A 10,377-nucleotide genomic window follows, 5' to 3' on the forward strand; every position below is an offset into this window, starting at 1 on the left:
TGTCAAATATAATAGTATTACTATCATTATATAATAGTTTAACTATTTTTTAACAATTGTAATACTTGCATATATAATATTATTTTAGTATCTTACCATGTAATTTAAAGCGAGACAGAATCATGAGAAATGTTACAATCTGTATCCTCTTTGTGCTCTCAGTATTCTTATTACAGGCACAGCAAAAACAACAATTCAACATCCAAAAAGGGGTTGTTTTAACTATTGAAGGCCCTTCTGCATTCGATTATCAGCACGTTCATTTCCCCAGAAAAAATTTTATTATAAAACGAGGAGGTATAGCTGATATGAAGACTGTATTAGGTAAAAAAGTTGAAATAATCGACTACACTTATACTTCTGATGGCAGCACGGAGGTTACTTTAAAACTACTGGATGGAAAGAAATTTTTTAGAAAGTTCACGACCGTTAAAGCGGATCTGGAAGATGCATTATCCTCAGGCGAATTAAGTGAATAAGAATTCACTTCCAGACACGAGCCACTCTAACTAGATTTAAGACATAGAGCAGCCTGGTTTATTTTGTGACCACCAGCTTTAAAAAATATTCCACTATATTTAGAACTCAAGAATTAGCTGAATGGAAAAACAACGCTGTGGTTGGTGCCTGGGGAACGATCTTTATATGGCCTACCATGATAACGAATGGGGGGTCCCCGTAAGGGACGACAAAACGCTTTTTGAATTTTTAACCCTTGAAACATTCCAGGCAGGGCTCAGTTGGTTGACTATTTTAAAAAAACGAGATAATTTCCGAAAAGCTTTTGATGGTTTTAACTATATGAAGATTTCAAGGTATACAGAAAAAAAGATTGAAGCTTTATTGCAGAATGAAGGAATTATACGGAATAAGCTTAAAGTTCGTGCAACAATAGGCAACGCACAAGCTTTTATGAAGGTACAGCAAGAATTCGGAAGTTTCAGTTCATACATTTGGGACTTTGTAGATGGCCAACCTATAAAAAATAAAATTGAGAACCACAAAGAAGGCCCTGCAAATACGGCTTTATCTGACGCCATTAGCAAAGACCTTAAAAAAAGAGGCTTCAAATTCGTGGGCAGTACAGTGGTATACGCCCATATGCAAGCTACCGGAATGGTAAATGATCACGAAGTAAATTGTTTTAGATATGATGAGGTGTAAGAGTTTACCAGTTTTAGTATTGGTGTTATTTCAGTTCTCAATGGTTAATTCTCAGGTAAAGGTTGAGCGGGAACACCGTATTAAAAAAAATCAATTTCCTGAGACAGCACATGAATTCATCAAAGAGAAACTGGATGAGGCTAAAAAGATTCGTTTTTATAAGGAAACAGATACTACAAAAATTAGTTATGAGGCCAAGTTTAAAAAAGATAAATTGTACTATAGTATTGAATTTGATGAATCGGGCAAGCTTGAGGATATCGAAATTCTAATTAACGAAGTAGACGTCCCTGACGAATCATGGTTGAAGATCACCAAGTTCCTTAAGGAAAAGTTTACTAAGTATAAAATCAGGAAAATTCAACAACAGTATCCCGTAAACTCTGATGAACCTACCGAAACTACCTTAAATAACGCATTCCAAAATCTTTTGATTCCTTCCCTAAATTATGAATTAATGGTATGGGGTAAAATACAGGATGACCATTCAGACTTTGAAATCCTATTTGGAGCGGAAGGAGATTTTAAAAAAATGAGAGAATCCCTTCCGGCCAACTATGATCATGTCCTTTATTAATAATTACATACTATTAATAGGTCTATTATTCTTTTCAGCTTTCATAAGAGGTCAGGATAATTTTGCTGCATTTATTGAACCTCGAATAGCAGTAAACTATAATCTATCTAAATTGTATTCACACAATTGGTTTCTAGCTAATAGGAGTACAATGTATGAATCAACAGAACTAAAATTTAATGCTCTTCAGTTTGACATAGGTCATTTTTCAAATTTTAAAATAGGCGGTAATCAAAGTTTGAGCCTGGGGATTTTATACAGATATTCCGAGTTATTTGATGAGGAAAAAATAAATGAATTTCGCATAACTGAACAATACAATATAATATACAGGCCTAATTTGGTTCGTTACGGACATAGGATTAGAGCTGAACAACGAATTACATCACTACAGACCATTCATCGTTTTAGATATAGATTTACATTAGACCTGCCTCTTGAAGGGCAGAATTTAGATGTAGGTGAATGTTATTTTATAGGAAATTTAGAAACGCTGCTAAATGTGGGAAAGGACTTAGAACCAATATACGGGCAGCGTTTTACTGCAAGTTTTGGCTGGTTGTTAAGTTCTAAAACCAAATTGCAATTTGGCATGGAATACAGATTGCTCAATTTCACAGGAACTGCTCAACACATAGCATTATTGCTTTCTTCCTTAAACTTTAGTCTTTAGCAATTCTAAAAATTCCTTCCTCGAGATTTCTTCAGCCCCTAAACTTGCCAAATGTTTCGTATACACCTGACAATCTATGAACTTATAGTTACGGTCTTCAAGGTCCTTGGCCAAATTAATAAATGCATATTTGGATGCATTTGTTACCTTAGAAAACATACTTTCACCACAAAATACGTGTCCCAGATCAATTCCATACAGCCCACCCACTAATTCCTTATCTTCCCAAACCTCGTATGATCTGGCAAAACCAAGTTCATGTAAACGTAAATAGGCTTCTTTCATGCTATTGGTAATCCAGGTTCCTTCCTGTCCCTTTCTCATTATTTCGGCACAGGCTTCCATTACTTCTTTAAAGCATCTATTCCTGGTTAAAGTGAATCGAGTACCCGACATAATTTGTCGCATACTTTTAGAAATCTTGATTTTTTGAGGGAATAAAACCATTCTGGGATCAGGGCTCCACCATAAGATCAAAGAATCGTCATTAAACCAGGGAAATATCCCTGATTTATAGGCCAGCAATAATCTTTCTGGAGATAAATCCCCACCAACCGCCAGTAAACCCTCCGCATTTGCATTATCCGCCGGAGGGAACTCCAATAGATCTGTTAAAAAGTATATATCCGTATCCTTGTTTTTCAAGTTTAACAGTTCTTAGAATTACCGGTCAACCTAAAAATAATCTGCAGCCGAAAAGGGTATCTATCTAAAATGGCAGATCATCATGATCTTCTTCATTTAATTCTTCGGCCGGTTCAAATGCTTCAATTGGAGGCACAGGTGGTATTCCGCTATCCCCTTGATCGGGTTGTAAAGTTTCAATTCGCCATCCTTGAACAGAATTGAAATATTTAACCTCCCCCTGAGGGTTTGTCCATTCTCTTCCTCTTAGGTTAATGCTAATTTTTACAGTTTCTCCGACATTATGCTTATTAAGCAAGTCACATTTATCCTGAACGAATTCTACCAATATATGTTGGGGATATTGTTCTTCAGTAGTAATAACCACCTCTCTTTTTCTAAAACCATTATTGCCAAAGGTTTTAGTCTCATCAATCATTTTAATTTTTCCTTGTATTTCCATTTAATTCAGTATTTATTAGCAATACTTTCCATGCCGAAAGTATCTTATTATTATCTAAATATTCTCTTGTTATTCTTAGTAATTCTTTTGTATCCTTATTTTTGACAATGGACCGAATTTGATCATTTGTTGCTATAAATTCTTCGATATCATCTTTATCCGGCATACGCTCAACGTTTCCCAATAAGCCCAAATCGTTCCCTGTTAGAATTTTTATTGATCGTATTTCTTTCGGTATATTATCAACCCCTATTCCGAGCTTGGAAAGTGGCTTCGGAACCTCAAACATGCCCTTATTAGCCCTGCTATACCAATTACCTCCCATTCGGGCAACCTGATCAATTTTAAACTGGTCAATTGAGCCATCTTCACCCAAAATTGATTCATGGATATGCATTTTAACAACTTCTGCAAAAACCAGATTACCAGCTCCCCCTTTGTTACCCAAAGCCTCCACCTTTGTTACTTTGCATTCAAACTGGACAGGAGATTCCTCAACCCTGAATGGTTTAACCAAATCTGAATCTACCATTGTTAATCCAGCTTTTATAAATTCATTTTCCTTTTCACCATATTCTGTACTTGTCAAAGACATCTGCTGAACCAGCTCGTAATTTACAATATTGATGACCACTTCTTTTGTTTTAAGCACATTATCTAATGTATGCTTAGTACTATTATCCCTCACTCTTCTGGCTGGCGAGAAAATCAATATAGGTGGATTAGCGCTAAAGACATTAAAAAAACTAAAGGGTGAGAGGTTTGGAATTCCTTTTTCGTCTATAGTACTTGCAAAAGCTATCGGCCTGGGTCCAACCGCACCTAAAAGGTAAGCGTGCAACTGCCCGGTGGTAATCTCAGAAGGTATTAGCGATATCGTTTTTTGCATCAAAACAAAGGTATATAAATTGTATCCCAATTAAAACTTTAACTCGCTTGCAGAACACAACATTTTAGGTCAATTTCAGTTATCTTTATTGCTAAGTAAAAGGCAGGATGAATTTTAATTCCCAAAAGAAGACTTCGAATCTATTTCTATTAATAGCATCTTTTGTTATAGTAAGTCTTATTCTTTGGAATACCAATAGTTTTTTTAAAAAATTTAAGGAAGAAGAACGCCATAAAATGGAGATTTGGGCTACAGCTCAGTCAGAATTATTGCAGTCTTCAGAGGACAGGGATCTGGGAAATCTACATGTTAAAATCTTTCAAAACAACACCTCAACTCCCATGATTCTGGTAAATATAGATGGGTCCATTAGAACCAACAACATGCCCGAGGAATTAGTTGTTGACACCGCTTATTTAAAGCAAAAGATAAAAAAATTTGAATCAGAAAATTTGCCTATTTCTATTGATTATAATAGTGAGCAATTGGCTACCCTATATTATGGAAATTCGGAAGTATTAAATAAACTAAAATATTACCCTATTGCCCTTTTATTAATCATATTTCTGTTTGCTGCGGTTATCTTCTTTTTCTTTAAAACCAATAAAGCATCTGAACAAAACAAACTATGGGCGGGAATGGCGAAGGAAACCGCACACCAGATTGGTACCCCGCTAACCTCACTTCTTGGTTGGAATGAACTATTGAAGAGCGAACAAATTAACCCGGAAATTACCAAAGAAATTGAGAAAGATATTGGAAGGTTACAGAACATAACAGATCGTTTTTCTAAAATAGGTTCACTCCCGAAATTACAAGAACACGACATTGTTAAAGAAACCAGGAGTGCCTTTGAATATCTAAAACTCAGAAGCTCTAAACTTATTCATTTTACATTTAATTCTAAGGTTGAAGCACTTCCCGTTCTATTAAACCGTTCATTATATAACTGGACAATTGAAAATTTGGTCAAAAATGGAATTGACGCAATGAAAGGTAAAGGGAATATTGCCATCGAAATTGTTCCGGACGGCAAATATGTTAATATATTAATTTCAGATACCGGGCATGGAATAGCGAAAGGCGATTTCAATTCCATTTTTAATCCTGGTTACACCTCAAAAAAACGAGGCTGGGGGTTAGGATTATCCCTGGTTAAAAGGATAATTGAGGAGTATCATAAAGGAAAGGTAAAAGTACTTTCTTCGAGCAAGGAAGGCACTATAATGCAGATATCAATAAAATCAGATCAGCAATAATGGCAAAAGAAAAATTAGTTGTTATTAAAGAGGCCGACATTACGAATAACTGCCCTGAATGCTTTAATCAGGACATGAAAATAACGTTTTATCAAAAGCACTTATTTGGAAGGCTTTATCATAAGATTACCTCAAAGGTTAGTCATCAAATTAAATGCAATACATGTGAAAGTATTATTTACCCGGTAAATTGGACTGAAGATATTGAGCGAACCTTTGAGTATTACCAAAAAATGGTCAATCCGGAAAAAGCGACTACAAAATTCACGGCCATGTTTTACTTAATTATTCTGTTACCAATTGTAATTGCCGCAGTATTATTCTACGTATATAAAACCGGTATCATTTCATTTTAGAACGAATTTTTAGGGCAATATCTTCAAATTCTTCCGGTGACAATTCAATTTTGTTCATAAAGGTTGCATCTGCCATTTTATTTAAAGGAATAAGATGCACATGCACATGGGGCACTTCCAAACCTATTACCGTAATCCCCACCCGCTTACAGTCTATAGCTGCTTCAATGGCCTTGCCCACTCTTCTGGAAAATGCCATTAACCCCAAATATAGAGCTTCATCCATATCCATTATTTTATCTACTTCTTTCTTAGGTATACATAAGGTATGCCCCTTTGCATTGGGATTAATGTCCAGGAAGGCAAAATATTTATCATCTTCTGCAATTTTGTAAGATGGTATATCGCCTTTTATTATTTTAGTAAAAATACTTTCCACGGTCAATTTTTAGTTAAAAAAAATCCTATCAATAATGATAGGATTAAATATAAAGAATTATAGCTTTTTACTGCCTGCTTATTTCAAGAATATCAAATTTTAGTTTACCATTTGGCACTGTAATTTCGGCAACATCACCTACTTCTTTACCAAGAAGCCCTTTGCCAATTGGTGAAGTAACAGAAATTTTTCCCGACTTTAAGTCTGCTTCACTTTCAGCTACAAGTGTATAGCTAATGATCATCCCATTTTGTCGGTTTTTAAGTTTTACGGTTGAAAGCACCAGTACTTTAGAAGTATCTAGTTGAGATTCATCTATTAATCTGGCATTGGATAAGGTTTCCTCCAGTTTTGATATTTTTAATTCCAATAACCCCTGTGCTTCCTTAGCAGCATCATACTCAGCATTTTCAGACAAATCACCTTTATCCCTGGCATCAGCAATGGCCTGTGAAGATTTAGGCCTCTCCACATCCCTAAGATAGTTTAACTCTTCTCTGAGTTTTTTTAATCCTTCCGCCGTGTAATAAGATATATTACTCATAACTTCAATATTTATTAAGCATAAAAAATGCCCAAAATCATTAAACAATAAATCCTACGAAAACGCAGGATTAGTTTAAACAATCATTTTGAGGTAACTAATTTAAGATAAACACATTAAGTAGAGTTATTCATCAAAATGAGGTTTAACTAATAAGAAAATCCCCTTTTTTAAAGAGGATTTAACGCAAAGATACATATTTTTTGTTCAATTTTGTTTAAGATATCTTATTTGAATCCTATTATTATATGAAAAGAATATGCCTCTGGTTAGTTTTCATTTTGCTTTTGGCCTGCAGTAAAGACGAAGGAAACCGTAATCCTTATTTGCAGGAAGTTGGCTTCAGATTTGAAGCTAATCTCAATTTACCCTTATATAGTCCTTTAACTAATATAGGGAATGCGATATTCATTGGAAACCAGGGTGTAGGAATAAGAGGTGTTTTTGTTATAAATAAGGGTTTTGACCAGTTTTTTGCCTGGGAGGCCAGTTGTCCAAATCATGCCCCAAATGCATGCTCAACAATGGACCTTAATAGTCAAACTGTAATTTGTTCATGCGAAGATTTTGAATATAGCCTGTTTACCGGACAACAATTAAACAGACCTGATGACGGGAAACCTTACTATGACCTTTTGTTTTACAACACTTCATTTGATGGAACTACCGTTGTAATTTCCAACTGAGAATAGGGTATGATATCCTAAATTATCCCCTGAATAACCTTAGAAGTTAAATGTTGCTCCCAATAGAAAGTTTATTCCTGCCTGCGGGTAATACCCGGCACCTTCAATAGTAGTTATAGTTCCCGGATTGGAAAAATCGTCATCATAAGTAAAAAAGTAGCCATTGGATACAAATTTTGCATCAAAAATATTATTAATCAGTCCTGTGAGTACAATGCTTTTTATGAATGAATTTATATTGAAAGTGTATTGTATATTAAAATCTGTTTGTGAATAGTCCTCTAGAACAGAGCCTTCCGAATCAATATTTCCCATAAATTGTTTTCCAACATATTTTGTAAGTAACGACATTTGAAATTTTTCATTGGGCATGTACGTAAGAATGTTACCTACCACAATGTCAGGTGAAAAGGCAATATTGGTATTTCCCAAATTCTGTAACTCACCATCTCTCTGAAAAAGAAAATCAATGTTTTTATTTGTGCTAAGTGCTATATTGGGTTGTAATTTGAAGCGCTTACCAATACTCATACTGGCATCAACTTCAAGACCAAGACGATAACTGTCACCAACATTTGCCCTTAGTGGGGCTCCTACATCATTGAGTTCTCCGGTCAATACCAACTGATCTTTATACCTCATATAATATAGATTGGTACTTAGCTGAACAGAAGGTGAGACATAACGCCAGCCCAGTTCAAAATCATTCAGTTTTTCCGGTTTAGGATTGCCATTCTCATAATCATTCCTATTGGGTTCACGGTTCGCTACTGCAAAGGAGAGGTATAAATTATTTGCATTATTAAGGTCATAGGTGACACCAACTTTAGGGTTAAAAAAATTAAATGTATCATCCACTACTCCAGTATCATCTCCATTTGCCTTGTATCTGACATTTCTAAATTGTAAATCTCCAAAAAGTTTCCAATTTTGAGAAATCTCATAATTTATTTTCCCAAACATATTAAAGTCGGTTTTTTTGGAATCATCGTCGTAATATCTATCCCTAATTATACTATTTCCCGCAAAACGCGCCCAGATTACTTCACCAAAATGATCTCCATTATAGGAATTCCACCCTCCTCCAATAATAAGGTTTGTCCTGCCTTTTTTATAATTAGCCGAAAATACAGTCCCGTAAAAATCATTATCCAGCCAACGGCGACGGATTAAATCTGTGGTATTCACTTCCTCCCCATCGACAACTATTGGTGAAAATCCATAGGTCGCAAAATCATCGTCTTCTCTGAATTGTTCAAAGTAACCCCGTCCTTTTGTATAGTGAAATGCAATATTTGTGCTCCATAAAGGTGATATAGCCTCATTCCAAAGTAGCTGAAAATGATCTTGTTTATAATTATCTTCCTCCTTGTCATAAAACTGAGTATTCCCATTTTCATCGGTATATATTCCGGCAGGGTTAAAAGTCCGGTTTGTGGCAAGAGTTTCTGCATCAATGCCAAACCATGACTGGTAAGTAACTTCATGTCCTCCAAAAAGGAGAGCTTTAATTAATGTATTATCATCAACATAAGAGCCTTGTAAAAAATAGGAATCCAGTTTAGACGAAGCCCTGTCAATATAGCCATCAGATGTTATTCTGGATAGTCTCCCGGAAATTTCAATATGTTCATTTAACAATCCTGTGCTGAACTTAATATTGTTGCGCATCGTATTAAAGCTGCCATAGGAAGTGGAAATATGTCCATAAGCTTCCTGCGAAGTGGCATCTGTCAATATATTTAAACTTGCCCCAAAAGCCCCAGCTCCATTTGTAGATGTTCCTACTCCCCGTTGTAATTGAAGGCTTTCTGTGGAAGATGCAAAATCGGGAAGATTTACCCAAAACGTACCATGTGATTCAGAATCGTTATAAGGTATTCCATTTATAGTAACATTAACCCGGGTAGCATCACTACCTCTAACGCGTATTCCAGTATAGCCCACTCCAGCCCCGGCGTCTGACGTTGTAACCACCGCTGGTAAAAAGTTCATAAGAACAGGGATATCCTGACCAAGGTTTCTTGGCATAATTTTATCTTTTTCTAAATTGGAAAACGTTACGGGAGTTTCCTGAGTAACCCTTATTGCTGAAACAAAAACCTCATCCAATACAATTTTTTTGAGGGTAGTAGTATCAGATTCTTGTTGTTGAGCATAAGCTTTTACGCCAATACAAATCAGGAAAAACAATGTAATAAAAGCTTTCATTCGTAGTTCAATTACACGAATAAAAGGGGTTCTATTCTGGTTTTTATGATTTTTTCTTTTCCTGAAGAGACAGGAATAAATCCAAATGGCGACTTTCGCCTCCCTTAGCAGCATTACCTGCCCAGGTTCCTTGGGTATAATCTCAGCTTATCCTGAAAGTATTGTAAAAATCGTGTCTGATATTTACAGATTTATAGAATACTTTTTTTTCAGAAGTTCGCACCCCTTTTGAGATAAAACAAAGTTACGATGGTAGTTCCATTATTCATAATAAAACCTCATAATTAAAATTGAACATACTCTGATTAATCCTTTTCTTTATAAAAACAGATCTCCCTAAACTAAGTTACCTGATGTGTCGGCTTCAAAAGGTCGTTTACTGTTTTTACGGGATTAAAAGTGAGTAAGGGAACTTCAACAAATATTGTATTCCAAAAGGCCATAGCCCCGTTCCAAAGCCCTGGTAATTCAAGGGCCTTTAGTTCTTTACCATCTTCTGTTTTTTGTGTGATAAACCCTTGTTTGGTATCCACAAAGTTCAGTAGGTTATAC

14 protein-coding genes are annotated in these 10,377 nt (G+C 35.5%); 7 read left to right on the forward strand and 7 right to left on the reverse strand.

The window, feature by feature from the left end:
* The first annotated feature begins 122 nt into the window (after nucleotides 1-122).
* The 4 genes from WBM60_RS01895 (at nucleotide 123) to WBM60_RS01910 (ending at nucleotide 2,414) form a co-directional block, all read left to right on the forward strand.
* Nucleotides 123-479: a hypothetical protein gene (locus tag WBM60_RS01895; protein WP_424259444.1), complete on the forward strand. Its 357-nt coding sequence runs from the start codon at nucleotides 123-125 to the stop codon at nucleotides 477-479.
* A 121-nt stretch (nucleotides 480-600) separates the two neighbouring features.
* A complete protein-coding gene (locus WBM60_RS01900; protein ID WP_424259443.1) occupies nucleotides 601-1,164 on the forward strand; it encodes a DNA-3-methyladenine glycosylase I in 564 nt (187 codons plus the stop codon).
* Complete coding sequence (locus WBM60_RS01905) at nucleotides 1,151-1,741, forward strand: hypothetical protein (RefSeq protein WP_424259442.1); 591 nt, start codon at nucleotides 1,151-1,153, stop codon at nucleotides 1,739-1,741. The genes WBM60_RS01900 and WBM60_RS01905 overlap by 14 nt, the downstream gene beginning before the upstream one ends.
* Entirely contained in the window at nucleotides 1,728-2,414 is a 687-nt protein-coding gene (locus WBM60_RS01910; RefSeq protein ID WP_424276263.1) for a DUF2490 domain-containing protein, read from the forward strand. The genes WBM60_RS01905 and WBM60_RS01910 overlap by 14 nt, the downstream gene beginning before the upstream one ends.
* On the opposite strand, the gene aat is transcribed toward WBM60_RS01910, so the two are convergent.
* From aat to WBM60_RS01925, 3 genes are all read right to left on the reverse strand, one after another.
* Complete coding sequence (gene aat / locus WBM60_RS01915; protein WP_424259440.1) at nucleotides 2,397-3,059, reverse strand: leucyl/phenylalanyl-tRNA--protein transferase; 663 nt, start codon at nucleotides 3,057-3,059, stop codon at nucleotides 2,397-2,399. The two genes, WBM60_RS01910 and aat, sit on opposite strands and share 18 nt — an antisense overlap.
* Before the next feature lie 64 nt (nucleotides 3,060-3,123).
* Complete coding sequence (locus tag WBM60_RS01920) at nucleotides 3,124-3,501, reverse strand: DUF3127 domain-containing protein (RefSeq protein ID WP_424259439.1); 378 nt, start codon at nucleotides 3,499-3,501, stop codon at nucleotides 3,124-3,126.
* Nucleotides 3,479-4,390 carry a flavin reductase family protein gene (locus WBM60_RS01925; RefSeq protein ID WP_424259438.1) on the reverse strand — a complete coding sequence of 304 codons (912 nt, stop codon included), beginning with the start codon at nucleotides 4,388-4,390 and terminating at the stop codon, nucleotides 3,479-3,481. Before WBM60_RS01925 ends, WBM60_RS01920 begins: the two co-directional genes overlap by 23 nt.
* 107 nt (nucleotides 4,391-4,497) lie before the next feature.
* On the opposite strand from WBM60_RS01925, the gene WBM60_RS01930 reads away from it, so the two are divergent.
* Together WBM60_RS01930 and WBM60_RS01935 are read left to right on the forward strand one after the other, a co-directional pair.
* The gene (locus WBM60_RS01930; RefSeq protein ID WP_424259437.1) at nucleotides 4,498-5,649 is read left to right on the forward strand and encodes a sensor histidine kinase; all 1,152 of its coding nucleotides are present in this window, start codon (nucleotides 4,498-4,500) and stop codon (nucleotides 5,647-5,649) included.
* The gene (locus tag WBM60_RS01935; RefSeq protein WP_424259436.1) at nucleotides 5,649-6,005 is read left to right on the forward strand and encodes a hypothetical protein; all 357 of its coding nucleotides are present in this window, start codon (nucleotides 5,649-5,651) and stop codon (nucleotides 6,003-6,005) included. The genes WBM60_RS01930 and WBM60_RS01935 overlap by 1 nt, the downstream gene beginning before the upstream one ends.
* Here WBM60_RS01935 and WBM60_RS01940 read toward each other — a convergent pair.
* Both WBM60_RS01940 and greA read right to left on the reverse strand, forming a co-directional pair.
* Nucleotides 5,992-6,384 carry an HIT family protein gene (locus tag WBM60_RS01940; protein WP_424259435.1) on the reverse strand — a complete coding sequence of 131 codons (393 nt, stop codon included), beginning with the start codon at nucleotides 6,382-6,384 and terminating at the stop codon, nucleotides 5,992-5,994. The genes WBM60_RS01935 and WBM60_RS01940 overlap by 14 nt on opposite strands.
* 67 nt (nucleotides 6,385-6,451) lie before the next feature.
* Nucleotides 6,452-6,928, reverse strand: a complete 477-nt coding sequence (greA, locus tag WBM60_RS01945; protein ID WP_299158491.1) for a transcription elongation factor GreA — start codon at nucleotides 6,926-6,928, stop codon at nucleotides 6,452-6,454.
* 248 nt (nucleotides 6,929-7,176) lie between these two features.
* Between greA and WBM60_RS01950 the strand changes: the two genes are divergently transcribed.
* Entirely contained in the window at nucleotides 7,177-7,614 is a 438-nt protein-coding gene (locus WBM60_RS01950; protein ID WP_424259434.1) for a hypothetical protein, read from the forward strand.
* 39 nt (nucleotides 7,615-7,653) lie between these two features.
* Here the strand turns inward: WBM60_RS01950 and WBM60_RS01955 are convergent, their stop codons facing one another.
* Nucleotides 7,654-9,825 carry a TonB-dependent receptor gene (locus WBM60_RS01955; protein WP_424282685.1) on the reverse strand — a complete coding sequence of 724 codons (2,172 nt, stop codon included), beginning with the start codon at nucleotides 9,823-9,825 and terminating at the stop codon, nucleotides 7,654-7,656.
* A 341-nt stretch (nucleotides 9,826-10,166) separates the two neighbouring features.
* A partial coding sequence (locus WBM60_RS01960; RefSeq protein WP_424282686.1) for a DUF4301 family protein occupies nucleotides 10,167-10,377 on the reverse strand: 211 nt, incomplete at its 5' end.

The sequence above is a fragment of the Eudoraea sp. genome (assembly GCF_049669105.1).
Lineage (GTDB): Bacteria > Bacteroidota > Bacteroidia > Flavobacteriales > Flavobacteriaceae > Eudoraea.

What these genes read in the sequence shown, in the direction of transcription:
- WBM60_RS01895 (WP_424259444.1), top strand. Translation starts at nt 123, where the DNA reads ATGAGAAATGTTACAATCTGTATCCTCTTTGTGCTCTCAGTATTCTTA.
- WBM60_RS01900 (WP_424259443.1), top strand. Translation starts at nt 601, where the DNA reads ATGGAAAAACAACGCTGTGGTTGGTGCCTGGGGAACGATCTTTATATG.
- WBM60_RS01905 (WP_424259442.1), top strand. Translation starts at nt 1,151, where the DNA reads ATGATGAGGTGTAAGAGTTTACCAGTTTTAGTATTGGTGTTATTTCAG.
- WBM60_RS01910 (WP_424276263.1), top strand. Translation starts at nt 1,728, where the DNA reads ATGTCCTTTATTAATAATTACATACTATTAATAGGTCTATTATTCTTT.
- WBM60_RS01920 (WP_424259439.1), bottom strand. Translation starts at nt 3,501, where the DNA reads ATGGAAATACAAGGAAAAATTAAAATGATTGATGAGACTAAAACCTTT.
- WBM60_RS01925 (WP_424259438.1), bottom strand. Translation starts at nt 4,390, where the DNA reads ATGCAAAAAACGATATCGCTAATACCTTCTGAGATTACCACCGGGCAG.
- WBM60_RS01930 (WP_424259437.1), top strand. Translation starts at nt 4,498, where the DNA reads ATGAATTTTAATTCCCAAAAGAAGACTTCGAATCTATTTCTATTAATA.
- WBM60_RS01935 (WP_424259436.1), top strand. Translation starts at nt 5,649, where the DNA reads ATGGCAAAAGAAAAATTAGTTGTTATTAAAGAGGCCGACATTACGAAT.
- greA (WP_299158491.1), bottom strand. Translation starts at nt 6,928, where the DNA reads ATGAGTAATATATCTTATTACACGGCGGAAGGATTAAAAAAACTCAGA.
- WBM60_RS01950 (WP_424259434.1), top strand. Translation starts at nt 7,177, where the DNA reads ATGAAAAGAATATGCCTCTGGTTAGTTTTCATTTTGCTTTTGGCCTGC.
- WBM60_RS01955 (WP_424282685.1), bottom strand. Translation starts at nt 9,825, where the DNA reads ATGAAAGCTTTTATTACATTGTTTTTCCTGATTTGTATTGGCGTAAAA.